General features: G+C 63.5%; 24 protein-coding genes. 10 read left to right on the top strand and 14 right to left on the bottom strand.

Annotation, left to right across the window (positions count from 1 at the left end; translation table 11 throughout):
• Positions 1-10: 10 nt before the first annotated feature.
• Genes BTM36_RS03460 through BTM36_RS03430 form a run of 7 tightly spaced genes read right to left on the bottom strand, consistent with a single transcriptional unit; the run spans position 11 to position 5,715 of the window.
• Positions 11-298, bottom strand: a complete 288-nt coding sequence (locus tag BTM36_RS03460) for an MSMEG_0570 family nitrogen starvation response protein (RefSeq protein WP_006463022.1) — start codon at positions 296-298, stop codon at positions 11-13.
• Complete coding sequence (locus tag BTM36_RS03455) at positions 291-1,511, bottom strand: MSMEG_0565 family glycosyltransferase (protein ID WP_174616802.1); 1,221 nt, start codon at positions 1,509-1,511, stop codon at positions 291-293. Before BTM36_RS03455 ends, BTM36_RS03460 begins: the two co-directional genes overlap by 8 nt.
• On the bottom strand, positions 1,511-2,524 hold the full coding sequence (locus BTM36_RS03450; protein ID WP_077235234.1) for a sll0787 family AIR synthase-like protein: 1,014 nt from the start codon (positions 2,522-2,524) through the stop codon (positions 1,511-1,513). Before BTM36_RS03450 ends, BTM36_RS03455 begins: the two co-directional genes overlap by 1 nt.
• Positions 2,521-3,093, bottom strand: a complete 573-nt coding sequence (locus tag BTM36_RS03445) for an MSMEG_0567/Sll0786 family nitrogen starvation N-acetyltransferase (RefSeq protein WP_174616801.1) — start codon at positions 3,091-3,093, stop codon at positions 2,521-2,523. The genes BTM36_RS03450 and BTM36_RS03445 overlap by 4 nt, the downstream gene beginning before the upstream one ends.
• A gap of 2 nt (positions 3,094-3,095) precedes the next feature.
• Positions 3,096-4,178, bottom strand: coding sequence for an MSMEG_0568 family radical SAM protein (locus BTM36_RS03440; RefSeq protein ID WP_077235233.1), 1,083 nt, complete (start codon positions 4,176-4,178; stop codon positions 3,096-3,098).
• Positions 4,135-5,217, bottom strand: a complete 1,083-nt coding sequence (locus tag BTM36_RS03435) for a Nit6803 family nitrilase (protein WP_077235232.1) — start codon at positions 5,215-5,217, stop codon at positions 4,135-4,137. Before BTM36_RS03435 ends, BTM36_RS03440 begins: the two co-directional genes overlap by 44 nt.
• Before the next feature lie 15 nt (positions 5,218-5,232).
• On the bottom strand, positions 5,233-5,715 hold the full coding sequence (locus tag BTM36_RS03430) for an MSMEG_0572/Sll0783 family nitrogen starvation response protein (RefSeq protein WP_006463016.1): 483 nt from the start codon (positions 5,713-5,715) through the stop codon (positions 5,233-5,235).
• A gap of 476 nt (positions 5,716-6,191) precedes the next feature.
• Here BTM36_RS03430 and BTM36_RS03425 point away from each other — a divergent pair, with 476 nt between their 5' ends.
• Positions 6,192-7,586, top strand: a complete 1,395-nt coding sequence (locus BTM36_RS03425) for a PLP-dependent aminotransferase family protein (RefSeq protein WP_077235231.1) — start codon at positions 6,192-6,194, stop codon at positions 7,584-7,586.
• On the opposite strand, the gene BTM36_RS03420 is transcribed toward BTM36_RS03425, so the two are convergent.
• Positions 7,549-10,326 carry an AAA domain-containing protein gene (locus BTM36_RS03420; RefSeq protein ID WP_077235230.1) on the bottom strand — a complete coding sequence of 926 codons (2,778 nt, stop codon included), beginning with the start codon at positions 10,324-10,326 and terminating at the stop codon, positions 7,549-7,551. The genes BTM36_RS03425 and BTM36_RS03420 overlap by 38 nt on opposite strands.
• A gap of 330 nt (positions 10,327-10,656) precedes the next feature.
• Between BTM36_RS03420 and BTM36_RS03415 the strand changes: the two genes are divergently transcribed.
• Positions 10,657-11,397, top strand: coding sequence for an SDR family NAD(P)-dependent oxidoreductase (locus BTM36_RS03415; protein ID WP_077235229.1), 741 nt, complete (start codon positions 10,657-10,659; stop codon positions 11,395-11,397).
• Positions 11,398-11,493: 96 nt separating this feature from the next.
• Entirely contained in the window at positions 11,494-11,994 is a 501-nt protein-coding gene (locus BTM36_RS03410; RefSeq protein WP_077235228.1) for a cupin domain-containing protein, read from the top strand.
• Positions 11,995-12,045: 51 nt separating this feature from the next.
• Here the strand turns inward: BTM36_RS03410 and BTM36_RS03405 are convergent, their stop codons facing one another.
• A complete protein-coding gene (locus BTM36_RS03405; protein WP_168189730.1) occupies positions 12,046-12,606 on the bottom strand; it encodes an alpha/beta hydrolase in 561 nt (186 codons plus the stop codon).
• 108 nt (positions 12,607-12,714) lie between these two features.
• On the opposite strand from BTM36_RS03405, the gene BTM36_RS03400 reads away from it, so the two are divergent.
• Together BTM36_RS03400 and BTM36_RS03395 are read left to right on the top strand one after the other, a co-directional pair.
• Positions 12,715-13,185, top strand: a complete 471-nt coding sequence (locus BTM36_RS03400) for an Lrp/AsnC family transcriptional regulator (RefSeq protein WP_077235227.1) — start codon at positions 12,715-12,717, stop codon at positions 13,183-13,185.
• Between the two features lie 285 nt (positions 13,186-13,470).
• The gene (locus BTM36_RS03395; RefSeq protein ID WP_077235226.1) at positions 13,471-13,848 is read left to right on the top strand and encodes a glyoxalase superfamily protein; all 378 of its coding nucleotides are present in this window, start codon (positions 13,471-13,473) and stop codon (positions 13,846-13,848) included.
• A gap of 62 nt (positions 13,849-13,910) precedes the next feature.
• Here BTM36_RS03395 and BTM36_RS03390 read toward each other — a convergent pair whose 3' ends face one another.
• Positions 13,911-14,855, bottom strand: a complete 945-nt coding sequence (locus tag BTM36_RS03390; protein ID WP_077235225.1) for a LysR family transcriptional regulator — start codon at positions 14,853-14,855, stop codon at positions 13,911-13,913.
• 112 nt (positions 14,856-14,967) lie between these two features.
• Between BTM36_RS03390 and BTM36_RS03385 the strand changes: the two genes are divergently transcribed.
• On the top strand, positions 14,968-15,762 hold the full coding sequence (locus BTM36_RS03385; protein WP_077235224.1) for an alpha/beta fold hydrolase: 795 nt from the start codon (positions 14,968-14,970) through the stop codon (positions 15,760-15,762).
• Positions 15,763-16,235: 473 nt separating this feature from the next.
• Here BTM36_RS03385 and BTM36_RS03380 read toward each other — a convergent pair whose 3' ends face one another.
• On the bottom strand, positions 16,236-17,012 hold the full coding sequence (locus BTM36_RS03380; RefSeq protein ID WP_077235223.1) for a diguanylate cyclase: 777 nt from the start codon (positions 17,010-17,012) through the stop codon (positions 16,236-16,238).
• 107 nt (positions 17,013-17,119) lie between these two features.
• Here BTM36_RS03380 and BTM36_RS03375 point away from each other — a divergent pair, with 107 nt between their 5' ends.
• The 4 genes from BTM36_RS03375 (at position 17,120) to BTM36_RS03360 (ending at position 19,623) form a co-directional block, all read left to right on the top strand.
• Positions 17,120-17,356 carry a hypothetical protein gene (locus tag BTM36_RS03375; RefSeq protein ID WP_139347032.1) on the top strand — a complete coding sequence of 79 codons (237 nt, stop codon included), beginning with the start codon at positions 17,120-17,122 and terminating at the stop codon, positions 17,354-17,356.
• A 245-nt stretch (positions 17,357-17,601) separates the two neighbouring features.
• A complete protein-coding gene (locus tag BTM36_RS03370; protein WP_077235221.1) occupies positions 17,602-18,225 on the top strand; it encodes a DUF5666 domain-containing protein in 624 nt (207 codons plus the stop codon).
• Positions 18,226-18,235: 10 nt separating this feature from the next.
• Positions 18,236-18,850 carry a cytochrome b/b6 domain-containing protein gene (locus BTM36_RS03365; RefSeq protein WP_077235220.1) on the top strand — a complete coding sequence of 205 codons (615 nt, stop codon included), beginning with the start codon at positions 18,236-18,238 and terminating at the stop codon, positions 18,848-18,850.
• A complete protein-coding gene (locus tag BTM36_RS03360; RefSeq protein WP_077235219.1) occupies positions 18,847-19,623 on the top strand; it encodes a molybdopterin-dependent oxidoreductase in 777 nt (258 codons plus the stop codon). Before BTM36_RS03365 ends, BTM36_RS03360 begins: the two co-directional genes overlap by 4 nt.
• A gap of 120 nt (positions 19,624-19,743) precedes the next feature.
• Here BTM36_RS03360 and BTM36_RS03355 read toward each other — a convergent pair whose 3' ends face one another.
• The 3 genes from BTM36_RS03355 to BTM36_RS03345 are packed head-to-tail and all read right to left on the bottom strand — an operon-like array spanning position 19,744 to position 24,900.
• Positions 19,744-21,321 (bottom strand): TolC family protein, encoded by a 1,578-nt coding sequence (locus BTM36_RS03355; RefSeq protein ID WP_254426903.1) that lies wholly within the window; start codon positions 21,319-21,321, stop codon positions 19,744-19,746.
• A gap of 37 nt (positions 21,322-21,358) precedes the next feature.
• Positions 21,359-22,702 (bottom strand): HlyD family type I secretion periplasmic adaptor subunit, encoded by a 1,344-nt coding sequence (locus tag BTM36_RS03350; RefSeq protein WP_077235218.1) that lies wholly within the window; start codon positions 22,700-22,702, stop codon positions 21,359-21,361.
• Complete coding sequence (locus tag BTM36_RS03345) at positions 22,699-24,900, bottom strand: type I secretion system permease/ATPase (RefSeq protein WP_077235217.1); 2,202 nt, start codon at positions 24,898-24,900, stop codon at positions 22,699-22,701. Before BTM36_RS03345 ends, BTM36_RS03350 begins: the two co-directional genes overlap by 4 nt.
• Positions 24,901-24,952: the final 52 nt, after the last annotated feature.

Here is a 24,952-nt window from a genome sequence, read left to right as displayed (position 1 = left end):
GATGAGCAGATCAGGGCAGGAAGGCTTCGACCACCACCTCGGCGTCGGCCTGGCCCTCGAAACGGGCGGCGGTCTCTTCGATACGGCGCAGCTGGTCCATGGCCGATGAGCAGGCGAAGCCGTATTTCTCGCGCACGCGCTCGCTGCCGATGTTGAGCGCAGTGGCGCTACGCTCGACGAAATCGGCCAGCCGATAACGGCTACCGGCTTGCAGGTGTTCCTTGACCACCAGCGAGGGCGAATAGCAGTCGCTGACGGTGTCGTCCGGCCAGCGGACGCGAAAGTGCATTTCAGGCATGGTGTTCCTCTTGGCGTGTTGCAGATGGGGCGCGCTGGCCCAGGTAATCGTGATAAAGCTCAAGATGGCGTCGCGCCGAGCGCGACCAGGAAAATCGCGCACAGATCGCCTGGCCGGCGGCCACCATCGCGGCGCGGCCGGCCGGGTCGAGCGCATGCGCAATGCCGGCGGCAATCGAGGCAGGGTCATGGGGATCGACCCAGGCGCAGCAACCACCGTCCAGATATTCGGTAAAAGGGGCGATGCGCGAGACCACTGCCGGCACGCCGCTGGCCATGGCTTCCAGCACCACCAGGCCGAAGCCTTCCTTGAGGGAGGGAAACACCAGTACATCGGCACAGCGAAACAGGGCCGGCATGTCGGCGTCCGGCACCTGGCCGAGGATGCGCAGGGCGCCCGGCGGCAGATCGGCTGCCTGCAGTTCATCCTGGAAGCTGCGCTGGTAGTCGGCGTGGTCCAGCACGCTGGCGCCACCGGCAATCACCAGTTGCGCCTGCGGATAGACGCGCCGCAGCCGCAGGAAGGCACGCAGGATGCCCAAGGTATTCTTGCGTGGCTCCACCCCGCCCACCGCCAGCAGCACCGGTGCGCCATCCAGCCCCAGTCGTTGGCGCAGCAGCTCGTCGCGCTGGGCTGCCTGCACCGCAGGTGTGGCGGTGTAGCGCTGCAGGTCGACGCCATTGGAGACCAGCTCGGCCCGCACGCCGTGCTCGCGGGCCAGGATGTCCTGCCAGGTGCGGCTCACGCACAGCAGACGGTCAGCGGCGCGATAGCCGCGTTCCTGCCAGGCGTGCAGCCGCAGGTCGTCGAACTGGTCCAGGTGATGCACGGTGCGCACATAACCCGGGATCACGCCACGGGCGACCAGCGTGGCCAGGGCGTTGGCACTGATCGAATCTTGGGCGTGGTAGAGATCGAAGCGGTCCATGCCGGGCTGTTCGAAGCAGCGCAGATAGTCGTCGATACGCTGGCGCACCATGTCCACCACGTCGGCGCAGTGCACCGACCCCGGCACGGGATGAAAACCACAGGCAGCTTCGCGGAACAGACCGCGTCCACGGGCATCGGGCGCGAACAGCGTGGTCTCCTGTCCCAGGGCCTGCAGGCTCTCGGCCAGTTGCAGGGCATGCACCACGCCGCCCCGGGGGTTGACCGAGTGGGTCAGCATGGCGATCCGCAGAGGCCGCATCAGGGCCGAGACTGGTCGCGTCATCACACACCACCCTGCCCGGCACGCACCGGGCCGCAGCCGATCAGGGCTTCTTCGGCCAGGTCCCAGAAGGTCTCGGTCTGGCCCTGCATGGACAGGCGCAGTGTGCGGCTGTCATCGATGCGGCCGATGGACGCAACCGACAGGCCACGGGCGGCGAAGCGGCCCAGTACCTGTTCCAGGTCCGGCGCCGACACGCTGAGCAAGAAACCATAACTGGGGAAGGCCGTCAGCCAGCGCTGGAAATCCACACCCGGTGGGCAGGGAATGGCGTCCAGATCGATCAGCGCGCCCTTGCCGGAGCACTCCAGCAGCATCAGCGCGGTACCGATCACACCGGCCATGCTGATGTCCTTGGCGGCACTGGCCAGCCCGTCCTCGGCGATGGCCGGCAGCAATTCCAGATCGGCGCGCAGGCGTTCGGCAGGCGCGCCGGAACTGGCGTTCCAGTAGGCATACGGCTCCTGGAAGCGGCCACGCAGATCGATCACGGCCACCAGATGATCACCACTGCGGGCATCAAAGCTGGTCAGCAGGCGCCGGGCGCGACCGATGATGGACACCGACAACTGCTCGCGGTCATTGCGCCGGTTGCTATGCCCGCCCACCAGTGGCACGCCATACACGCGCGCACCCTCGGCCAGTCCTTCCAGCACCGGCCGCGCGGCATCGCCGTCACGGCTCCACAGGGCATCGACCACCGCCACCGGGCGGCCGCCCATGGCATAGATGTCGCTGACGTTGACCATCACGCCGCAATAGCCGGCAAACCACGGTTGCTGTTCAACGAATTCGTTGATGAAACCTTCGATGGCGAACAGCAGATAGCCATCGCCATCGGGAATGGCGGCACAGTCGTCGCCCACGGCCAGGGTGTGGCCCTGATGCCGCACCGCTGGCGCCGGGTCCAGCACCTGGACCACCGCATCGATATCGCGCTTGTGCGCGATGCCACGGGCGGCGCGCAGGGTCGTCACGATCTGCGCCAGCGTGGGCGCGCTGTCTCGCGCATTCATGCTGCGCGCTCCTCGCGCTGGCCGGCCAGGAAACCCCGCTCGCCGTCGCTGATGGGCGGATAGAAGGCCAGGTCGGCCTGCATCTGGTGATGCGGCAGGCCGTGTACCTCGATCTCGGCCAGGGTCTGCCAGTGCAGGCGTCGGAACAGCGGCGCGTTCTGGCTCTGCACCTGGGCCAGGAAGGTATGGCAGCCATGGGCATGGGCAGTGCAGACGGCCAGCCGGATCAGGCCGCTGCCGACCGAGCCGATGCGCCGCGCATGCTGCGCCACCGCCAGGCGCGAGCCGTGCCACACGCCGGGTGCGGATTCGTGGATGCGCACGGTACCGACCACGCTGCGGCTGCCATCGGGCGCCTCCATCACAGCCACGATGGGCATGGCGATGGCGTCGATGGCATCGGTATCGTCGTCCTGGAACACGCCCTGCTCGGCGCAGAACACTTCGCGGCGCAACTGGCGCGCCTGCTCGCGCTCCCATTTGTCCAGCGCCAGCTTGATGCGCACTACCGGGGCCAACGGCGCCGGCGCAGTGACGGGGGCAACAGCTTTCTCGACCACATCGCTCATGATCATTTCCTTTCGAACGAAGACAGGGAGGAGCAGGCGCCGCACTTGCCGCAACCGGCCTTGGCGTCGCCGGAGCGCATGCCAGCCGCTTCCAGCATGCCGGCCAGGGGGCTCAACAGGCGCCGCATGGCAGCGGCGTCAGGCGAGGGATGGTCTTCCAGTGGGGTGCCGGAGATCGGCACGAAGGGCACCACGAAGGGATAGACACCCAGCGCGATCAGGCGCTCGCTCATGCCGAGGATGGCCTCGTCGCTGTCGCCCAGCCCGGCCAGGATGTAGGTGCTGACCTGGCCGCGACCGAAGACATCGACAGCGGCTGCGAACGCGTCCATATAGCGCTCCACCGGTACGCTGGCCTTGCCCGGCATGATGCGCTTGCGCACCTCGGGGGTGACCGCTTCCAGATGCATGCCCAGGGTATCGATGCCGGCGTCGTGCATGCGGCGGAACCAGGCATCGTCATCGGGCGGCTCGCACTGCCCCTGGATCGGCAGGTTCACCGCCGACTTCACGCCGAAAGCGCTCTCGCACAGGATCTGCGCGCCACGGTCGGTGGCGTTGGGCGTGCCGGTGGTCATCACCATGTGCTTGACGCCATCCAGCAGCACCGCGGCCCGCGCCACCTCGCCCAGTTGCTCGGGGGTCTTGCGCAGGATGGTGCGACCGGCCGCCAGCGATTGGCCGATGGCGCAGAACTGGCAGGACTTGCGCCGGCTTTCGTAGCGGATGCAGCTCTGCAGGATGGTGGTGGCCAGCACGTCGGCGCCGTGCAGCGTGGCGATCTTGCCGTAGGGGATGCCATCGAAGGTCTGCATCTTGTAGAAGCGCGGCTGGCGCGGGAAGGACACCACCCCCACCTCGACGCCATCGCGCAGGATGCGCGAGGCGCCATCCGCCCCCGGTTGCGTGGCCACATAGGGCGAGGACCAGGAGCCGGCCGTATGCACCGGGATCATCACGGTATGACCGTCGACCGTCACCGCCTTGTGGTCGGACGGCCCTGCCCCGCCGCGCCGGCTTTGCGCGCCGGCGGTGGGATCGTCAAGACGCAGCCCTAAGGATTGCAGCTCCGAGATCAGTTCCATGGGCGCCTTGCGGCTCGAACGCTGGGGATGCAACTGGATGACGGCTGTCTGCATGATGTGGCCTCGCGGAAGATGAGATGACAGGAGAAGACTGTTCCGCCGGGAACAGGGAAGACATGGGGGAAGTACGGCGATCATCGATCACCAGGTGCAGCAGTTCCGGGCGCGCGTAGTGGCCCACCGAATCCATCATGCGCTTGCGCTTGGTGACCAGTTCCATATCGAGATCGGCCACCAGGATGCCTTCGCCGCTGCGCAGTGGCTCGGCCAGCAGCTTGCCCTCAGGCGAGACGATGGCGGTACAGCAGCCGCCGCGCAGCGCCTTCTGCGCCTTGGGATCGGGTTCGATGGCGGCGATCTGCTCATCAGTCAGCCAGCCAGTAGCATTGATGACGAAACAGCCCGCTTCCAGGGCGTGATGGCGGATGGTGACTTCCATCTGGTCGGCAAAGATCTGGCCGACCATGGAGCCGGGGAATTGCGCGCAGTGGATTTCCTCGTGCTGCGCCATCAGGCTGTAGCGTGCCAGCGGGTTGTAGTGTTCCCAGCAGGCCAGCGCACCCAGGCGCCCCACGGCAGTGGGCACGACCTTCAGGCCGCTGGCGTCGCCCTGGCCCCAGATCATGCGCTCGTGATAGGTCGGCGTGATCTTGCGGCGTTTCAGGACCAGCTCGCCATCGGCATCGAACACCAGTTGCGTGTTGTAGAGCGTGCCGTGGTCGCGTTCATTGACACCCAGCACGACCACCGTGCCATGCTGGCGTGCCGCCGCCGACACGGCCTGGGTGACCGGACCCGGCACCTCGACGGCGCGCTCGTAGAGCAGCAGGTGCTCAGGCCCGGACGCAAAGGGCGGCCGCACGAACGAAAAGTACGGATAGTAGGGAACGAAGGTTTCCGGAAACACCACCAGTTGCGCGCCTTGCGCAGCGGCGTCGGCAATGGCCTGGCAGACCTTGGCCACGGTGCCGTCGGCACTATCGAGGTCGGGCGCGATCTGCACCGCCGCCGCCCGTACCGTTCTCTTGTTGATGCTCATGGGCCGCCCTTCCGCTTACAGGGTCCAGGTGTCGAGGATGAAGGCGTTGTCGCGACGATGCAGCAACACCAGGTCCAGCACATCCAGCGGGTTGATCGGACGGATGCCCGGGATCAGCGAGGGCTCGCCGTGGCCGTACAGGGCCTGCAGGGCGAAGCGGCAGGCATAGACCTTGCCGCCCTCTTCCATGAACTTGACGATCTGCTTGTTGAAGTTCTGGTGGCCGGGGAAGGCTTCATCGCCCAGGGTGGGGAAGCCACGCTGCACGCCCAGCGTCACACCCGGACCGTACAGCAGGATGGAGGTTTCGAAACCCTTGCGCTTCAGACGCGTGGCCTGCAACAGGTTGACGAAACCGATCGAACCTTCGAAGGCCACGGTATGGAAGGTCACCAGCGCTTTTTCACCCGGCTGGGCTTTGACGTCTTCGAATACCTTCTCTTCATAATCCACCAGGAAATCGCCGGGGGCGTGGGCTGCTTTGGTGACTGCGGGCATGGTGAGACTCCTCTTGATTGCTGTGGGTGGTCACTTGTGGAAGTGGTCCGGCGACGTTGCCGCGACGCTGGCATTGAATGCATCACGCGTGCCAACAATGCCCCGTCAATGCGTGAATTGACTGCATGAAAATCCCGTCAATCGCTGATTACCGATCCGGCTTCCAGCACGCTCGCGACTTCCCGGGGGGACCTTCGCGACGGGCTTTTCAGCACCCGTGCAGCAATCCATTCAATCGCTCCATACAATCGCGCAAACCCGCATGCACTCTGGAGTAGCGGCGTGTTTTACCTTGGTGCAGGCACGCCGTCTCCGATGACACAAGGCGGTGCAGCGAGAGCCGCCTGGGGGCTGCATTGGATGGAATACAAATTGCATTCAATGACGCATGCCGATGCAGTCAATATTGAATCCGGGCAAGCTCAAGAGATCGGGAAGGATCAGGAGCCGCCAGGAACGCCGACCAAGGAATCGTCATGCCGAAGAACAGCACCATGTGGGTCCCCAAACTGAAGAAGGGCAGCGGCCCGCTCTACCTGGCCATCGCCAATGCCATTGCCGAGGATGTCGCCACCGGGCAGCTGCAGGCCGAGCAGCGACTGCCGCCGCAGCGCAAGCTGGCTGAAGCACTGGACCTGGACTTCACCACGGTGGCCCGGGCGTATACAGAAGCACACCGGCGCGGGCTGGTCGATTCGGTGGTGGGACGCGGCACCTTCGTCTGTGGCAAGCGGCGCCCGCGCATCCCCCGCGTAACCGAGGGACGGCCCAACGTGGACATGTCCATGAACATGCCGCCCGAGCCGGAGTCGCCGGAGCTGGTGGAACTGATGCAGGCGGGATGGAGCAAGGTCAACGGCAGGCTGCGCGACCTGATGCGCTACCAGGACTTCGGCGGCTCGCCCGAAGACCGCGAGGCCGGCGCCCTGTGGCTGCGCCGGCGCGGGCTGGTGGTGGAACCGGAACGGGTGCTGGTCACCCCAGGCGCGCAATGCGCGTTGCTGGCGATCCTGACCATGCTGGTCGGCCCCGGTGGCGTGCTGTGCTGTGAAGACGTGACCTACCCGGGCCTGCGTGCCCTGGCCGGGCAACTGGGCATCAAGCTGGTAGGCTTGCCGATGGACAACGAAGGCATCGACGCCGTCGCCTTTGCCGGCGCCTGCGCGCAATACGCGCCCAAGGCCCTGTACTGCAACCCGACGCTGTTGAACCCCACCACCTGCACCACCTCGCTGTCACGGCGCCAGGCGCTGGTGGATATCGCCCGCCACTACGAAGTCGCCATCATCGAGGACGACGCCTATGGCTTCCTGCCGCGCTCGACCCCGCCGGCCATTGCCAGCCTGGGCAGTGAACTGACCTTCTACGTCACCGGCCTGGCCAAGAGCGTGGGTGCCGGTTTGCGCATCGCCTACATGGTGGCGCCGGACACCCACTCGGCGGCACGCCTCACGGCATCGCTACGGGCCACCACGGTGATGGCCTCGCCCATCACCTCGACCCTGGCCACGCACTGGATACGCGATGGCGTGGCCGACCTGGCGCTGGCCAACATCCGCAAGGAATCCATGGCCCGCCAGAAGATCGCGGCCCGTATCCTGCCCCCGCACAGCTACGCCTCCGAAGCCGAGGCCTTCCATCTCTGGATCAAGCTGCGCGGCGGCTGGCAGGCCGCCAGCTTCGCCGCCCAGATGCGCTCCTCCGGCATCGGCGTGGTGGCCAGCGACGCCTTCGCCGTGGGCACCGCGCCGGAGCAGGCAGTACGGGTCTGTATCGGCGGCGTGGCCAACCGCCACGATATCCAGCATGCGCTGGAGGTCATCCGCGATGCGCTCAATGAAGCGCCGCTGGCGCGGCCGGCGGTGGTGTAGTTTCGCGGGTAACCGACTCGGCGGCGGCGCCGGCGGCATCCACCCATTGCGCGAGGAACCTGCCCAGCCTGGGCTCGATATCACTATCGATGGTCTGCAGGCGCAGCAGATCGATACCGCTCTTGCGCAGGATGCTGTTCTTGAGCGCGTCACGTTCGCCCTGTTGCTGGCCATGGTGCAAGCCCCCGTCCACTTCGATCACGCCCAGCGGTTGCTTGCCGACCTTGAAATAGATCACGAAGTCACAACTGGCCTGTTGTGCCATGAATTCAAGCTCGCGCGGTGTCATGGCGGGATTGCGGGCAGACGCCAGCTGCTGCAGGCGGACCTGGCAATGGAAGCGCAAGCCGGCAAAGCGCGTGCTTGCCAGCAGTTCTCGCAGCAGCTGCGTCACGATCTGCTCCGACCGGAAGTGCGAATCGCTGCTGCGCAAGCTGGCGGCCAGCCTGGCCAGTGAGCGGTCGTATTCCTGGTACAGCAGGTCGAAGGCCGACACCACCGGCGCGCGCCGCACTTGCGCCTGGTCTGCGTAGTATTCGATATAGCGGATCAGTGCGGCCACCGGCCCATTGCGCTGGGCGAAGACCTCATCGCCAGTCACCAGAGTGAATCTCCGCTTGGCCCGTGACACGGCGACATTGACCATCTGCGCCGCGTCGACGAAGCCGGACATCGACTGGCTGCTGCGCTTCTTGTCCAGCACGGTCGAGAAGACCATTTCCTCGCATTCCCTGCCCTGGAATTTGTGCACGGTATCGCTGACGAAATCCGACGGCAGTTGCGCACCGGCCAGCTTCACCTGTGCCCGGAAAGGCGCGATGAAGCCACGGCCCTGGGCATCCACACCGCTGCGCTCACCGGCCTCATCCAGCACTGCCAGCAGGGATTCGATTTCCCTCAGATTGGTCGTCGTACGCATGTGATTGCCCTTGGCCGTGACGATCAGGCGCAGGGGCTCGCTGCCGTCGTCGGGCGTCATCGGGATCAGGGCATTGTCATAGAACTGCTGGTTGCAGAACTGGATGATGCGCGGATGGCAGCGGTAATGCTCCTTGAGCAAGGTACGCGGCAGCGCATCCCCGAAGACCGCCATCACCGAATCGAGCAGGCTCAGCCGCTCGCAGTCATAGGCCGGCGACGGCGCCGGCTTGCCCAGCTCCACCGGAATATGCGGCAACTGGCGGCGGTCACCGACGACGATCAGGTTGCGCGCACAGCCCAGGCCCAGGATGCCGGGCAGGATGTCCTGCTGGGACGCCTCGTCGATGATGACGTAGTCCAGCATGGCACCTTCGGCCAGCGAATTGACGATGGAATGGGTACTGCTGGCAATGATCGGATAGCGTGCCAGAAAATCGCCGAAGTCTGCCTGATAGGTATCGATCCCGAAGGCTTGTGAATGGGGGACGCTGCTATGCAGATGTTGCTTCAGGCAGAGCATGGAATCCTGGCGCACCTGCTCCAGCGAAGCGTCGAAGCTTCCCTCTCTCAGGATCGCCAGGCAGGCCGCCAGCTCGCTCGCCTTCTCTTGCAACTGGCGCTGGTAGAAGTGGGCCTGCAGGGCATGGAAGCTGTGCGCGCGCTGGGCGCCGGCAGCGAAGGGACCGGCGCGGACGATGCCGAAGCGCAACAGCAGGCTGAACCGTTCGCGCAGTCCGATCGACTTCTGCCCCAGATGCGACAAGTAGGCCATGAGATCGGCCGCGCGGGCGGGCGTCAATCGGTATCGTTCCAGTGCCGGCCCCGCTGGCACGTCGTTTTCATCATGCCACTGCTGCAGATAGCGCTGCTCGACCTGCAACTCCTGGATCTCGGCCTTGAGCTGGGCTGCGCGGTTGTGGGCGTGCAGGTACTGCTTGAGGCGGATGACGGCGGCGTCGATTTCTTCCAGCGCGGGTGCGGGCAATGGGGGTTCCGACGGCACCGCAGGCGGGGATTCAAAGAATGCGGAACGCTTTGCCTTGCTGCCGAGTTTGGCCACCAGATAATCCAGGTCAGATTTCTGCAGCTTCTCGACCACGTTATCCACGGCCGAGTTGTTGTTGGAGAGGATGGCGACCGTTTCGTCCCGCAACAGGATATTGGCAACGATATTGAGGATGGTCTGGGTCTTGCCGGTACCGGGAGGACCTTCGATCACGCTGATCTGCGCACGGAAGGCTTGCTCCACCGCCTCGATCTGGCTGGCATTGACGCCAAAGGGGAAGATCAATGGACGGGAGAGTTCACAGCTGCGATTCGCGCCACTGCAATAGGCCTGCAGGGCGCTGTCCGGATGGGCTGGCAGCTTGTTAAGCTGGCGCAGTACGTTATCGGCGATGCGGTCCTGATCCGGCGAGACCTCACCGCCCTGCCCGCCCCGGGCCTGCGCAACGGCCAGGAAATAGCGGAAGACCGGCGTTTGCTTGAGGTTGGTCTCGGCCACCACGCTGACGTCATCCAGGCGATGCAGATAGCCCTTGCGGTTACCGGCATAGGTGACGATCACATACTTGTTTCCATAGAGCGTAGCCTGCTCCACCCGCTTGGCCGCCCCTCCCTTGCCCTTGTTGAGCAAGGCGCCGCCCAGCTCGCGGGTCGGAGAGATGCGGCATTCGGCCAGCGGCAGGCTGAAGGATTTAGTGCTATGGAAGTAACAGGTCAGGAACCAGGTCTGATGCTTGTCGCTCCAGTAAATCTTCCAGTCATGGATTTGTGCAGTCCGGTCTTCGCCCCGAAGATGGATGGTTACCGCTGACATCGCCGCCCCCTGCGCTTGCCCGCTGCCACCAACGCCATCGGAGGACAATGTCGGGCAGCAGGTCATTGATATGTTTGCCTTGCGGAAAATTAGAGGCGTTATCATGCCACCAGCATGCCGGCTTGTCAGCCAGGCCTGCGGCTGCAGGATGATCGGCGCCAAGCCCAAGGAGGCGCCGTTGCCGTCACCGCTGGTGTTGCAGCGGGCGGCAGAGGGACAGCGGAGGGCTGAAGCGGCCATTCATGAGGACCGCAATCGCCAGAAGCAGGCCTTCATCAAAGTGAGACGAACGTTTATTAACTTATGCACCCAACCGTATAGGCTTCCACGATGTCACAGGCTCCCGTCGCACTTATCACAGGCTCAACTTCTGGCATCGGTGTGGCAATTGCCCGCCGGCTCGCAAAAGAAGGATATTCAATCGTATTGCACTCGCGCAATTCGGTAGAGGCCGGACAACGACTGGCACTCGAACTCGGATCGGCCATCTATGTGCAAGCTGATCTGGCTAATGATGACGACAGGGTGCGACTGATCCGCGAAGCGATAGCATCCTGGGGGCGGCTGGATGTCCTGGTTAATAACGCAGGAATCAGCCGTGTTATTTCGCACCAGGATTTGGCGGCCGCAACGCCCGATGTGTGGCATGAGCTGTATGAAGTGAACGTGGTTGCTCCTTTTCGTTTGATCGCTGAGGCTGAATCGGCCTTGCGTGATTCGAAACGCTTCGGTCGACCCGGCTGCATAGTCAACATCAGCTCCCATGCTGGCGTCCGCCCGAAGGGCGCATCGATTCCATATTCAGCGACCAAGGCGGCCTTGAATCATATGACCCGGCTACTCGCCGTTTCACTTGCGCCCGACATCCGAGTAAATGCTGTCGCCCCTGGATTGGTCGATACGCCACTGACCGCAGACTGGACCCAGGCGCAGCAAATCTGGAAGGAGCGCTCGCCGATGCGCCGATCTGCCCGTCCGGAGGACATCGCCCAAGCCGTTGCGATGTTGGTTGCATCGGACTATCTCACCGGTGAAATCCTGCTATCGGATGGCGGATTGAATCTAACCTAGGCCCTGTTCACACCAGATCTGCGAGTGCGAGAGCGCGTCAAGAACTGGAAGCATCAGGGCGCATAACCCCCCTCCACCTTTCCATCACACTGAAAAATGTCTCGACACCGCTTCGAAGAATTGATTTCCCATCTGGACCTTCAACCGCATCCGGAGGGGGGCTTCTATCGCGAGACCCATCGCAGCCAGGAGCGCGTAGCGCGCTCCTCGAGAGGTTCGACGCGCTCGGCGGCGACCGCAATCTATTACCTTCTCGGTGGCGAGGATAGGTCAACCTGGCACCGGATCGATTCAGAAGAGATGTGGCACTTCTATGAAGGTGATCCTCTGCACGTCCATGTCCTGCAGCCGCATGGGGCGCTTCAGACTTTCCGCCTGGGCAATCCGCTGGAGCATGACGGCGCCGATTTCCAGGCGCTGGTCCCGGCAGGCGCCTGGTTTGCGGCGGAGTGTACGGTTCAAGACGGTCACAGTCTGGTGGGCTGCACGGTGGCGCCAGGCTTCGAATTTGATGCGTTTGAAATCGCCCAGGCAGAGTTGCTGCTGGAAGATTGGCCGCAGCACCAGGAACTGATCAAACGTCTAGCACGGAAGTGACGGTCGCTTGGCAATGCGATGGGAATCTTCTATCCACGATGCGCATATTGACTATGGGGTCTCTCGGCCGCGATCGGTGGAAATGGACATTCTTGCGAGCAAATCTAGCCCTTCCGGCCAGGCACCTAGCTTGCTTTCCGCATTGAGGTGCCCCTTCGCTCCAACCTCGACGAACTCGCTGCCCCAGGCATTGGCGCATTCTCGGCCGTAATCAACGCTGCCGTAGGGATCGTCCGTGCTACAGACGACGACTGACGGAAACCTTAATGGCACCAGAGGTATAGGTGCGAATCCATGCGCCGCGCCACGCGGAAATGAAGGCGCCGCTGGATCGGGAACGGCAACCAGCAAGGCGCCGCCAATCTTCTTTTCCGAATGTGCAGCCCAATGTGCCACCGCCAGGCATCCAAGGCTATGTGCTACCAGCAGGGTGTTTGCAGGAGCATCGACAAGTTGTCGCTCCAGGGCAGATACCCAGTCGTCGCGCTCCACTTTGTCCCAATTCTCGACGATGAGGCGCCGCCAATCCGGATACGAAGACTGCCATAGGCTCTGCCAGTGCGAGGGGCCAGAGTTGCCGATGCCAGGAACCACAAGGACGGAATGATGCATTTGCGAAATCTCCATTGATGAAACAGTGCTCATTGTATTGAGACCCGAACTAAGGCAACATCGGCATTCGAATGAATTGACGGCACTGAACCGATGAATTGACGGAAGATGATGGACTCGACAAATGAAATTAAAGCGGAGGCATTAGACCGCCTGGACTGGCGCATCTTGGAGGCCCTTCAACACAATGCGCGCATGAGCAATACAGAGCTGGGAAAGCAGATTGGTCTATCTCAACCAGCCATCACCGCCCGCATCAGGAAATTGGAAGACCGAGGTGTAATTGAAGGCTACACGGCAAGAATAAATCCCGGCTTGGTGGGCCACAAAATCTCCGCAATGGTGCGGATTCGTACCACCCACGCGGAGATCAAGCGCTGCTTGTTGGCCTTCGAAGCGATGCCGGAGATTATTGAAGCACACCGCATAACTGGGGAAGATTGCTTCATTGTGCGTGTCGTCGTTGAAGAGATGGCGCAGCTGGAAGCTGCTATCGATGCGCTGGCGCGGTTTGGGCCAGTTACCACTTCAGTAATTCTGGCAAGTTACCCGCCGAAAGCGATCGTTCCAAGGGCTTGAATCACCGTTACGATCAAGGTCTGTGGTGACTATGTTCCTGGTCACCAGTAGATCGTCGTCCACGCTCTCGACCGAAAGAGTATGCAAACAAAGCGGTTGCAAACCGGCAGCGTAGAGGTACGCGTCAGGCTGCTGTCGGACGGTTTTGGACGGTCGTGACCATTCTTGACTTTTCAGCGCGGCACCCTGCTCTGCTGAGCCCAACGGCCGAATTCGGCCAAGAGTGGACAGAGTGGGAATCCCGTTGTCTGTGTAAGCAAATTAAGCTCTCAATCCATTGAAGATATGACAAACAGAATTCATTCACCGATACCAATACTCAGGATTTTCGACGAGGCAAAGGCACTGTCCTTTTACGTCGAGTGGCTAAATTTCAAAATTGATTGGCAACATCGTTTTGACAAGCATCTGCCCCTATATCTGCAGATTTCCCGGGAGAGCTGCATTCTGCATCTATCGGAGCATCATGGGGATGCCTGCCCGGGATCTGCATTGCGCATCCCGGTAGGGAACGTGGACGAGCTCTACCGCGAACTGAAAGGCCGTCCATACATGGGATATTTCCCGGAGGTGAAGGCAACTCCCTGGGGCAGCCGAGATATGTCGATTCTGGACCCATTTGGTAATCGAATCGTCTTCACTACTGACGCCGAGAGCAACTGACGGCAGTTATCGGCCAGAAGCGGACGTCAAGCTGATTCCAATCGATCTAAGGCCTGTTCACATTAATTCTGCGATGCGTTGCCGGGGGGCGTCGCGGTATCCTGGATTTCCCACGGCGGATGATCGCCGAACTCCTCGGCAAGATAATCGACGAAGCGGCGGACCTTGAGCGGAATTCCTCGCGCGCTCGGATAGACGGCCTGGATGGTCAATGCGGTGGTCCGGTAGTCTGGCAGCAATGCAAGCAGGCGCCCCTGCCTGATGTGCTCACCGAAAACGAAGGCCGGCCCGTAGCCCACTCCCGCGCCCGCCAGCACGCAAGCCAGGAGCATCTGCATATTGTTCGCCGTCACGCGGCAGGGACCGTCGAGGCGATGCGCTTGTCCCGCTGCATCGATGAATGTCCAGTCGCCGGCGGAGACTGCGTCACTGAAGGCAAGCCGCGGCAGGCGCGACAAGGCTTGAGGCGTGGCCGGCAGGCCATGCTGCGCGATGAAGCCGGGGGAGGCACAGGCGATCATGCGGCAGGGTGCCAGGCGGCGTGTGACCAGTGCGGGATCGTCGAGCTTTCCGATGCGGATCGCCACGTCTACACCTGCATCGATCAGATCGACATAGCGGTCGCCGAGTACGACCTCGACGTTGACCTCCGAGTGATCCGCAAGATAGCGCGCCACGACCGGGCCCAGATGCATCGCGCCGAAGGTCAGCGGCACCGCCAAGCGAAGCATGCCGCTTGCGCTCCCTTGCGCAACAGTCACTTCGCGGTTCGCCTCATCGAATGCCGCGAGGATCTGGCGGCAACGTTCGTAATACCTCCGGCCCACATCGGTGAGGCTCAGGCGGCGCGTCGTGCGTTGAAACAGACGGGCGCCAAGCTCCTTCTCGATCTGGCTGACGTGCTTGCCCGCCATCGCCGGCGATAGCGCGAAGCGCCGCGCCGCCCCGGCAAAACTGCCTTCCTCTACCGCTGCCACGAAGACATTCAGGCTCATCAGTTTGTCCATGCCGCTCCCTTATTCGATCATGCTGGTATCGACTACCGCTAACAAATTGGCGATTATAACTTTTGGCAATCTAATCTATCGTGGAGTCTCCCCATCACCAAGGAGCAGAGAAATGCATATCGAAACCAACGGAACACGCATCCATGTGGCCCAGCAGGGCAGCGGCGAACTGGCGCTGGTGTTTCTGCACTACTACGGCGGCTCGTCGCGCACCTGGGATGCGGTGGCCGCGCAAATGGCGCCCCGCTACCGCATCGTCGCCACTGACCATCGCGGCTGGGGCCGCTCTGATGCGCCTGCTGACGGCTACCGGATTGCCGACCTGGCCGCCGATGCCGAGGGCGTCATTGCCGCACTGGGACTGCAGCGCTATGTGCTGGTCGGCCACTCCATGGGAGGCAAGGTGGCACAGCTGGTGGCCTCGCGCCGGCCGCACGGACTCGAGGGGCTGATTCTGGTGGCACCGTCCCCACCCTCGCCCATGCTGCTTTCCGCCGAACAGCGCGCCATGTTGGTAGGTGCCTACCAGACGCGCGAATCGGTGGAGTTCGTGATCGATCATGTGCTGACGGCACAACCGCTGACGGCGGCCCGCCGCGCCCAGGTCATCGAGGACAGCCTGCGGGCTGCGCCTCAGGCCAAGCACGCCTGGCCCAACGTAGCGATGGCGGAGAACATCGCCACGGAGGTGGCCGCCATCGAGGTGCCCACGCTCGTTATTTCTGGCGAGCACGATCAGGTGGACCGGGTCGCGACGCTGCAGGCAGAGCTTTTGCCGCGCATTCCCCAGGCCGAGCTGCACATCCTGCCCGGCGTAGGCCATCTGTCGCCGCTGGAAGATCCGGAGGCGGTGGCGCAGCAGATCGAGGGCTTCATTGACGCGCTGGCGAAGACGAAGCGGCAGTAAGCGACGGGCGCAAACCAAACGTCGCAATCAACGCACCAACATGCAGCCCGCCGCCGGGTGTCGCGCTGATGCACCGAAGAGTCTTTTCAAATCAAAGCACTGTGGATTTTTCACCAGATGTTTTAGGGCGGGAGGGGAGACACATAACGGCTCCCGCCTTCGGGCGAGGCATGATGGCCGCGAAGCCGTTGCCGCTCCTGCTGTCCGCTTCCGACCAGAAACGGTCTTCAGCGGGCAAAAGCTACGCCGCGATTAAAACTTGAGTGCGTATCACTCGTTTGGCAATCAGGCAGGTGACTGGAGTGCTCGACATGGCATCACTAGAAATCATCTGGCGCCTGCACCTGAGTGACCCGATATCGCCAAGGGAGATCGCCAGGCGGCTTGGCTTCTGCAAGAACACCGTTAGCCGCCAACTACGCTGTGAACTGTAGAACCAGCCTATCGTTACCTTGCGCCCTCGATCCCGTTTTCTACAGCGCCCCGTGGTCATAAAACCGGATCGCATTGCGACCGGCCGCCTTGGCCTGGTACATGGCAGCATCAGCCCATTTGAAAATATCTTCCGGTGTGACCAAGGTCCCCAAGTAGAGCACCACGCCGATGCTGGCAGAGCACCGATGCTTCACCGTCTCAGGTTCCTGGGTCGCGTGCTCCACGCTAAGCACATAGGGAGCTGACAGGCTGGCGCCAATTTTTTCGGCAACCGTCCTTGCCTGCGCTGTCGCTTTTGCCAGGTTCGCATCAAGGTCACTTAGTAACACCACAAACTCATCACCGCCAAAGCGACCTACCGTGTCGACTTCTCGGACGATACCCCTCAAGCGAAGTGCGGCTTCGATCAACAACAGATCATCCACCAAATGGCCGTGCACATCATTTAGCGGCTTGAAATTATCCAGATCCAGCACCAGCAAGGCGTAGTGGCAATTGTTGCGCTGGCTGGCCGCGATGGATTGATTCAGGCGATCGCTCAGCAGGCGGCGGTTTGGCAGGTGAGTCAGCGGGGCATAAAATGCCAGTTCACGCACCTGCTCTTCGAGTTGCCGGCGTTCGGTGGTCTCGCGGGTGATACCGTGGTAACCAATGATGGTGCCGTCGGCGTCGCGCACAGGTCTGGAATGCAGCTCGCCCCATAGCAGCCGCCCGTCCTTGCAGCGATGCTGTACCTCGAAGGCGATGGATTCATCCTCCTTGCCCTCCTGCTCAGCCTGTCGCCGTTTGCCGAGCATCTCCCGAATGACCGCCATACCTTCATCGGCGGCTCGCCGAGATTCGTTATGCCACCATTATTGGCCGCCGTCGACCAGAAGCAAATCCATTCTCAACTACTGCGCATTTTTTAACCGGAGATCCCGTGGAAAAGGAAGAACCGATGAGCAACCCGGATACCACCACCGCCGCCATGCAATACATCATGACGATGCTGCTTCAACGATTGGACGCGACCGGCGCCGTCAAGCTTGACGAGATGATCGCGGGCGTGCAGAGCGATCTTCAGGCGTGCATCGATCCGACTCACGCCGTGCAGGAGACCTTCAAGGAAACACTGACCATCCTTCGGTTTGCCAGGAACTGTGGCACCGGCCAGTGAAATGCCAACCTGGGCATTGTCAATCCAGCAGGAACAGGAAGTTTTCGATCAGGCGAAGACCGCCCGGCGGGTATCGAGAAGGCCTCAGACCTGGCGCAATCTCAAGGGCGGATGAGTGCGTCCCAGACTGCGGCTATTCGGGTCGCTCCAAAGCTGACATTTTTGTCATTCAAATGTCATGCAAATGACTCCTTTGCGTGACTAGCATGAGTCTTTTTCCAACCCACTCAACTGGTCAGGATCTCATGAGCGCATCCCTTCGCAACCTCGTCCATGGCATCGCTGTATCCGCCATCTTCGCCACCTCCGCCTCCTTTGCACAAGCGCCCGCACCCGCCGCCATGGCCGGTATCCGTGGCGCCATCGTTTCCGTTGCGGCCGACAAGCTGGTCGTCAAGAGCAACCGTGGCGGCGAGCAGACCATAGCCCTCGACAAGGACACCCGTGTCGCCGCCATCTCGCTGGCCAACATCAACGACATCAAGCCGGGCAGCTACATCGGCGCGGCCGGCATCCCGCAGCCGGACGGCTCGCAGAAGGCGCTGGAAGTGCACGTCTTCCCGCCGGCCATGGCCGGCACCGGCGATGGCCATCGTCCGTTCGACCTGGCGCCCAACAGCACCATGACCAACGGCACCGTGGGTGACGTGGTGGCCAGCAACGGCCGCACGCTGACCTTGAAGTACAAGGGTGGCGAAAAGAAGATCGTGGTGCCGAACGACGTACCCATCGTCAACATCGAAGCCGGTGAACGCTCCATGCTGGTGACTGGCGCCAAGGTGGTGGTGCGCGCCCGCAAGAACCCTGATGGCAGCCTGACCGCCGCTTCGGTCAGTGTCGGTCGCAACGGCATCACGCCGCCGATGTAAGAGGCGCGCAATGTCCGGCAGGCTTGCTCTTCATCCGATGGCGGTGCGCATCGCCCACTGGCTCAACGCCTTCGCCATCGGCTGCATGCTGACCAGCGGCTGGGGCATCTACAACGCTTCGCCGATCTTCGGCTTCCGGTTTCCGGCCTGGATGACCCTGGGTGGATGGCTGGGCGGTTCGATCGCCTGGCATTTCGCCGCGATGTGGCTGCTGGTGGTCAATGGCCTGTTCTATCTGGGCTATGGTGCGGCCAGCGGTCATTTCCGCCGGCGCCTGCTGCCGCTGCGCGCGCGCGATGTGGTGGCCGATGCCGCCAGCGCCTTGCGTTTTCGCCTGCCGCATCATCCGGGCGCCTATAACGCTGTACAGAAATTGCTGTACTGGGGAGTCATCCTGTTGGGCGTCCTCGTGGTCTTGTCCGGCCTCGCCATCTGGAAGCCGGTGCAACTGGAGCCGCTGTGCAATTTCTTCGGCGGCTTCGACTTCGCGCGCAAGGTCCATTTCGCCGCAATGGCGGGTATCGCCGCGTTCGTGGTCGTGCATCTGGCCTTGGTCGCCATCGTACCCAAGACCCTCTTGCCCATGCTAGTCGGGCGCGGGCATACGGAAGGAAACGTGCAATGAGCCGGCCGGACGAAAAACCTCCCCGCCCACCCGAGAAGATCCGACTGGCCGACCACCGCACGTCGCTGGTCAAGGTGGAACGTCGTCTGTTACTGCGCTCGGCGCTGTCGCTGGGCGCACTGTCGATGCTGGCCGGTTGCGACCTGCAGAGCAACGATCGTGTCGACAAGGCGCTGTGGGCCATGTCGCGCTGGAACGACCGGGTCCAGGCGCTGCTGTTCCGTGGCGACAAGCTGGCACCGACCTATGCGGCGAGCCAGATCACCAACCCCTTCCCTTTCAACGCCTTCTACGACCAGGCCAGCGCGCCCGACATCGATCCTGCCGACTGGCGTCTGGAAGTAAGCGGCATGGTCAGCGACAAACGGCCATGGACGCTGGAGCGCCTGCGCGCCTTGCCGCAAGCCGCGCAGATCACGCGCCATATCTGCATCGAAGGCTGGAGCGCCATCGGTCAGTGGTCGGGCGTGCCACTCAAGCTTTTCCTGCAGGCCATCGGTGCCGACCTGTCGGCCCGATACGTGGGCTTCAAGTGCGCCGATCGTTACTACACCAGCCTTGACATGCCCACCGCCCTGCATCCGCAGACCATCCTTGCGCTGGACTTCGGCAAGGAGCCGCTACCGACCGAGTATGGCTTCCCGCTCAAGGTGCGGGTGCCGACCAAGCTCGGTTTCAAGAACCCCAAGCACGTGGCCGCGATCTTCGTGACCAACCAGAATCCCGGCGGCTATTGGGAAGATCAGGGCTACAACTGGTTCAGCGGCATCTGATCCTGATTGATCAGCGCCTGGCTGATGATCTGTCGCGGTCATGGAAGATGGCAGGTTCAGGGCGGCGCGTGAGCTGCACTTGCCGCCCTGTCCATGCTCTTCTTGTTGACCTGGGTTGACTCAAGGTTTGGCGTCGGTGGCCAGCACGCTGCGCGACATCCGCCCCGCATTGGCCAGCAGGCGCAGGCGCGCCGAGCGCCAGTCCGACAGTGTGCGGATGCGTTCCTGGCTGGCATCCGATAGCGCGGCCTGGGCGTTGAGCATTTCCACGATGTCGGCGATGCCGCTGTCGTATTTGCGACTGATCGCATCCACCGAGGATTGCGCGGCATCCAGCAGGCGGCGCGAGGAGGCCAGGTTGCGCAAGGCGGCACTGGCCTCGACATAGGCGGTGGAGATATCGCCCTGTACCTGGGCCTGGACATCACGCAACTCGGCCTGCCTGAGTTCGACCTGGCCCTGCGCGCCCCTGACCTTGTAGGTGCGCGAGAAGCCATCGAAGAGCGGGATGTTGAGGCTCACGCCGACCGTGGTATCACGCTCGCCACGGGTGCCGGGGGACTGGTTGGGCCGGCCGTTGATGTATTGCCCGGCGCTCAGGTCCACGCTCGGCAGGCCCTCGGCACGGGTGGCCTGGACTTTTTCACGGGAGGCGTCCAGTTGGGCCTGCGCGGCGAGGATGGCCGGATGCTGCTCGCGTGCGCTCTGCTGCCATTCGCGCAGATCCAGTTCCAGCGCCGGCAGGTCATCGTCCGTGTGAGGCGCCAGCGACAGTGTCTGCGCATCTTCGCCGGCCACCGGCGCGCCCATGGCCAGGTTCAAGGCCACCAGCGCCTTCTGGTGCTGGCCGCGGGCGCGGGCAAGCTCCAGCTCGGCCTTGGCAACGAAGGTGCGGGCCTGCAGGGTCTCGGGGCGCGAGCCGACGCCGCGCTGTTCGCGCTTGAGCGCGGTCTCCAGTACCTGGCGCGCCAGCGCTTCGCTCTGGGCGCGGGCCTGCTCGCTGGCCTGACTGCTCTGGGCGTCGAAGTACAGGCCGATCACATTGGCCATGGCCTTTTGCAGGGTCGCGTCATGGCTGGCGGCGGCGGCTTCCAGCAGGGCGTCGGCGGCGCGCCGGTTGGCCGCTCGCGCACCCGCGTCCAGCAGGCGCCAGGTCAGCGCCGCGTAGTAACTGTGGGTGGAGCGCACGCCCTCGCCTGCGGCCGGGCTGGTCTTGCTGCGCACCTGGCTGGCACCGGCATTGACGCTGGGCAGGTAGGCCGCACGTGCCTCGCCCAGTTGGGCGGCCTGGATCTTGATGCCGGCCCAGGCGGCCTGGACCTGCGGATGCTGGCACAGCGCCAGGTCGATGGCGTCGGCCAGCGACAGCGGCTCGCGCAGCACGGTCGGGCCGGGGCTGCAGATCAGGCCTTCCTGGTCGCCCGGCAGGGGCTTGCCATGCACCAGCACCGGAGGCTGCGCCAGCAGCGGGTCGGCCAGCGGCGTGGTCAGCTCGTCCAGCATGGCGGCGTGGCTCGCGGGCGGCAACATGGTGCCGGCGATGGCCAGGCTGAAGAGGACGGCGGTGATTTCCTTGAGCTGTTTCAGGTGCGACTCCGGTTTCATTGGCATGGGGTGCTTCATCGGTTTGCTGCGGTTCATCTGTTTCATGGTCGGGGTGATGGGTGAGGCATAAGGCATGGGCGCGGGAGGCTTCATGGGACGCTCTGGCAAGGACCAGCAGCGCCCTGCTCCATCAACGTTCATGCAAGGCCTCCTTCTGGTGGCGCACCAGCGGCGAGAGCAGGTATTCGATGACGCGCCGGCTACCGGTCCTGATTTCCACATTGCTGGCCAGGCCCGACGAAAGCGCCACGCGCTGGCCGTCGATGACGATGCTCTTGTCTTCCAGCACGACGCGTACCGAATAGAGCAAGCCGCGCTTCTCGTCCGGGATGGCGTCACGCGAGACATGCCGGACCTTGGCGCGCAGGGTGCCGTACTTGGTGTAGTCATAGGCGTCCAGCTTGACCTCGGCCTGCTGGCCGACCTGGACGAAGCCCACATCCTTGTTCTCCAGGAAGGCTTCGATTTCCAGTTCCTTGTCTTCCGGCACGATCTGCATCAGCGGCTGCGCCGCCGGCACCACGCCGCCCACGGTATGCACGCTCAGCTGCTGCACCGTCCCGGTCACCGGCGCGGTGAGCCTGAGCAGACGACTGTGTTCCTCGGCGCGAAGCTGGTCCTGCTGCGCGGCCTCGATGATCTTTTCGGCTTCCACGCGGCTGTCGTGCGCCTCCTTCCGGGTCTGGGCGATCAGCGCGGCGCGCTGGTTGCGGGCGTCGGACAACTGGCCCTGCAGGTCGATGCGGGCCTGCTCGCGCTCCAGCCAGGCATGCTGGGAGACGGTGCGATCGGCCATCAGTGCCTGGTAGTCGCGGGCGCGCTGGGTGGCCAGGCGCAGGGCCGAGCCATAGCGCCAGATTTCGTCGTCCAGCCGTGCCAGGCGAGCGCGCACCTCCTGGTACTGGCCCTGCAGCTGGCTGCGTACCGAGGCCCACTGGGCGGGGGATACGCCTTCCACCTTGCCCAGTTCGGGCGGCTGCTGGTTCTGCACGGCGTCCATCAGGGCGGCGGCGCGCGCAGCCTGCAGCCTGGCCTGGGCCACCGCATCGGCGGCCTTGGCGCGTTCGGCATCGCTGTTGCTGGAGTCCAGTGCGATCAACAGATCACCCGCCTCCACACGCTGGCCTTCGGTAACGAACAGGCCCTTCACGCTGGCCAGGTCGACCGAGGCAATGGTTTTTACGCGGACCGTCGGAATGAGCTTGCCATTGGCGCTGACGATGATGTCGATCTGCCCCACTACCGACCAGACCAGGGCGAAGACCACCATGGCCACCATCAGGCGGGCGGTCCACAGCAGACTGGGTGAACCGGGCGACTCCTGCAGGGCCAGGGCGGCGGGTAGGAATTCGGCTTCCTGGCGATTGTAGAAATCGCTGGGCAGCGCGTGGCGGGCCTTCCAGTGATGCTGAAACACCCGGACGTAACGGTTGCCCAGCTCGCTCCAGGCCTGACGACGGTGTTGCATCCTCATGCCGCGCCTCCCTCGGACAGCGCCGCGCCGGCCACTGCGGGGCTGGCCTGCTGGCTCTGCAGTCCGTAGAGATGGGCGTAGATGCCGTCGGGCCGTGCCAGCAGTTCGGCGTGGGGGCCACTTTCGGCGATGCGGCCCTGCTCCATGACGACGATGCGGTCGGCGTCGCGCACTGCCGAAAGCCGGTGCGCGATGATGAGCACGGTACGACCGGCGCAGATCTGGCGCATGTTGTCCTGGATGATCTTTTCGGACTCATAGTCCAGGGCGCTGGTGGCCTCGTCGAAGATGAGGATGCCGGGGTTGGTGATGAGCGCGCGGGCAATGGCGATGCGCTGGCGCTGACCGCCGGAGAGGCCACTGCCCTGCTCGCCGACCACGGTGTCGTAGCCTTCGGGCAGTTCGCAGATGAAATCATGGGCGCCGGCCAGGCGGGCGGCGGCGATGATGTCTTCGATCGGCAGGGCCGGGTCGGCCAGGGCGATGTTGTCGCGGATGGAGCGGGAGAACAGCGTGCTCTCCTGCAGTACCACGCCGATCTGCCGGCGCAGCGAGGCAGTGTCGATGACGGCGATATCCTGACCGTCCACGCTGATGCGACCGCTGTCGCAGATGTAGAGGCGCTGTACCAGCCGCGCCAGCGTGCTCTTGCCGGAGCCGGAACGGCCGACCACGCCGATGACCTCGCCCGGCGCGATCTCCAGCGAGACCGAATGGATCACCGGCGGGCTTTCGGGGCGGTAGCGGAAGGACACCTGGTCAAAGCTGATGGCCCCGCTCACCTGCGGCAGCCGGGTGCGGTTGCCGCCCACTTCGGCGCGGGCGTCCAGCACATCGGCCAGCCGGCTCATGGAGATGCCGACCTGCTGGAAATCGTTCCACAGCTGTGCCATGCGCAGGATAGGCGAGGCCACCTGTCCGGCCAGCATGTTGAAGGCGACCAGCTCGCCCACGGTCAATTCGTTCTTGACCACCAGCAGCGCGCCCAGCCACATGATGCCCACGGTCACCAGCTTGCTCACCAGGGTGACGCCGCCACTGGCCAGCAGCCCGATGTTGGTGCTGCCCAGGCTGGCGGCGACATAGGCGGCCAGTTGCTTGTCCCAGCGCTGCTGCCAGCGCGGTTCCACCGCCATGGACTTGACGGTGTCCATGCCGGTCAGGGTCTCCACCAGGAAGGACTGGTTCTCGGCGTTCTTGTTGAACTTGTCGTTCAGGCGCGCCCGCAGCATGGGCGTAAATACCAGCGACAGCGCCAGGTACAGCGGGATCGAGGCCAGCACGATCAGACTCAGGGTGACGCTATAGCACAGCATCACACCCAGGAAGATGAAGGAAAAAACGATATCCAGTACCAGTGTCAGGGCGTTGCTGGTGAGGAAGGAGCGGATGTTTTCCAGCTCGCGGATGCGCGCAATCGAGTCACCGGCACGCCGCACCTGGAAGTAGCCGATCGGCAGGCTCAGCAGATGGGCGAACAGGCGCGAGCCCAGCTCGACATCGATCTTGCTGCTGGTATGGGCGAACACGGCGGTACGAATGCCGGTCAGGGCGGCCTCGAACAGGGTAGCGGCCACCAGCGCCACGGCCACCACGTTGAGCGTCATCATGGCGTGATTGACCAACACCTTGTCCATCACCACCTGGAAGAACAGGGGCGTGACCAGCCCCAGGATCTGCAGCACCAGCGAGATCACCAGGACCTCCACCAGCACCTTGCGGTACTTGATCACGGCCGGGATGAACCACGAAAAATCGAAACGCGCCGATTCGCCGGCGTAGCTGGCCTTGCTGGTCACCAGAATCACCCGGCCCGACCACAGCGACTCGAAATCGCGCCGTGACAGCACCTGTGGCGGCTGTCCGGGCCGCTGGATGAGGATGCGCAGGCTGCCCCAGTCCTTGGCCTGTCCCTGCTCCAGCTTGGCCAGGATGAAATAACGACCCTGGCGGTCCACGCCGATGGCCGGCAGCGGCGTGCGTTCCAGGCGCTTGCGGTCCTGGGTGATGCAGCGCGCACTCATGCCCAGGGCGCGCGCGCCCAGCAAGAGTTTGTCCAGGGTGAAGGGCTCGCGCCCGAACTGGTGCTGCAACTGCGCGGGATCGGCGGCGATGCCATGCAGGCGCGCCATCATCATCAGGCATTGCAGGGCACTGTCTTGCCCCGCCTGATCGGGATCCTTGTCGGACTGGTTCATAGATTTCCGGATTCTTGAATAGATACTTCGCGTGGATGGCCATGGCCATCGG

Source organism: Herbaspirillum sp. VT-16-41, from assembly GCF_001994935.1.
GTDB classification, from domain to species: Bacteria; Pseudomonadota; Gammaproteobacteria; order Burkholderiales; family Burkholderiaceae_D; genus Herbaspirillum; species Herbaspirillum frisingense.
Note: the sequence above shows the minus strand (reverse complement) of the source record. Positions and strands in the feature narration are given on the sequence as shown.

Bases quoted from the DNA above. Each gene is read 5' to 3' on its own strand.
- BTM36_RS03405 (WP_168189730.1), bottom strand. From the start codon at position 12,606: ATGCATCATTCCGTCCTTGTGGTTCCTGGCATCGGCAACTCTGGCCCC.
- BTM36_RS03445 (WP_174616801.1), bottom strand. From the start codon at position 3,093: ATGAGCGATGTGGTCGAGAAAGCTGTTGCCCCCGTCACTGCGCCGGCG.
- BTM36_RS03410 (WP_077235228.1), top strand. From the start codon at position 11,494: ATGTCTCGACACCGCTTCGAAGAATTGATTTCCCATCTGGACCTTCAA.
- BTM36_RS03430 (WP_006463016.1), bottom strand. From the start codon at position 5,715: ATGCCCGCAGTCACCAAAGCAGCCCACGCCCCCGGCGATTTCCTGGTG.
- BTM36_RS03370 (WP_077235221.1), top strand. From the start codon at position 17,602: ATGAGCGCATCCCTTCGCAACCTCGTCCATGGCATCGCTGTATCCGCC.
- BTM36_RS03385 (WP_077235224.1), top strand. From the start codon at position 14,968: ATGCATATCGAAACCAACGGAACACGCATCCATGTGGCCCAGCAGGGC.
- BTM36_RS03455 (WP_174616802.1), bottom strand. From the start codon at position 1,511: ATGACGCGACCAGTCTCGGCCCTGATGCGGCCTCTGCGGATCGCCATG.
- BTM36_RS03435 (WP_077235232.1), bottom strand. From the start codon at position 5,217: ATGAGCATCAACAAGAGAACGGTACGGGCGGCGGCGGTGCAGATCGCG.
- BTM36_RS03345 (WP_077235217.1), bottom strand. From the start codon at position 24,900: ATGAACCAGTCCGACAAGGATCCCGATCAGGCGGGGCAAGACAGTGCC.
- BTM36_RS03425 (WP_077235231.1), top strand. From the start codon at position 6,192: ATGCCGAAGAACAGCACCATGTGGGTCCCCAAACTGAAGAAGGGCAGC.
- BTM36_RS03355 (WP_254426903.1), bottom strand. From the start codon at position 21,321: ATGAAGCCTCCCGCGCCCATGCCTTATGCCTCACCCATCACCCCGACC.
- BTM36_RS03450 (WP_077235234.1), bottom strand. From the start codon at position 2,524: ATGAATGCGCGAGACAGCGCGCCCACGCTGGCGCAGATCGTGACGACC.
- BTM36_RS03460 (WP_006463022.1), bottom strand. From the start codon at position 298: ATGCCTGAAATGCACTTTCGCGTCCGCTGGCCGGACGACACCGTCAGC.
- BTM36_RS03360 (WP_077235219.1), top strand. From the start codon at position 18,847: ATGAGCCGGCCGGACGAAAAACCTCCCCGCCCACCCGAGAAGATCCGA.
- BTM36_RS03400 (WP_077235227.1), top strand. From the start codon at position 12,715: ATGATGGACTCGACAAATGAAATTAAAGCGGAGGCATTAGACCGCCTG.
- BTM36_RS03395 (WP_077235226.1), top strand. From the start codon at position 13,471: ATGACAAACAGAATTCATTCACCGATACCAATACTCAGGATTTTCGAC.
- BTM36_RS03380 (WP_077235223.1), bottom strand. From the start codon at position 17,012: ATGGCGGTCATTCGGGAGATGCTCGGCAAACGGCGACAGGCTGAGCAG.
- BTM36_RS03440 (WP_077235233.1), bottom strand. From the start codon at position 4,178: ATGGAACTGATCTCGGAGCTGCAATCCTTAGGGCTGCGTCTTGACGAT.
- BTM36_RS03350 (WP_077235218.1), bottom strand. From the start codon at position 22,702: ATGAGGATGCAACACCGTCGTCAGGCCTGGAGCGAGCTGGGCAACCGT.
- BTM36_RS03390 (WP_077235225.1), bottom strand. From the start codon at position 14,855: ATGGACAAACTGATGAGCCTGAATGTCTTCGTGGCAGCGGTAGAGGAA.
- BTM36_RS03365 (WP_077235220.1), top strand. From the start codon at position 18,236: ATGTCCGGCAGGCTTGCTCTTCATCCGATGGCGGTGCGCATCGCCCAC.
- BTM36_RS03420 (WP_077235230.1), bottom strand. From the start codon at position 10,326: ATGTCAGCGGTAACCATCCATCTTCGGGGCGAAGACCGGACTGCACAA.
- BTM36_RS03415 (WP_077235229.1), top strand. From the start codon at position 10,657: ATGTCACAGGCTCCCGTCGCACTTATCACAGGCTCAACTTCTGGCATC.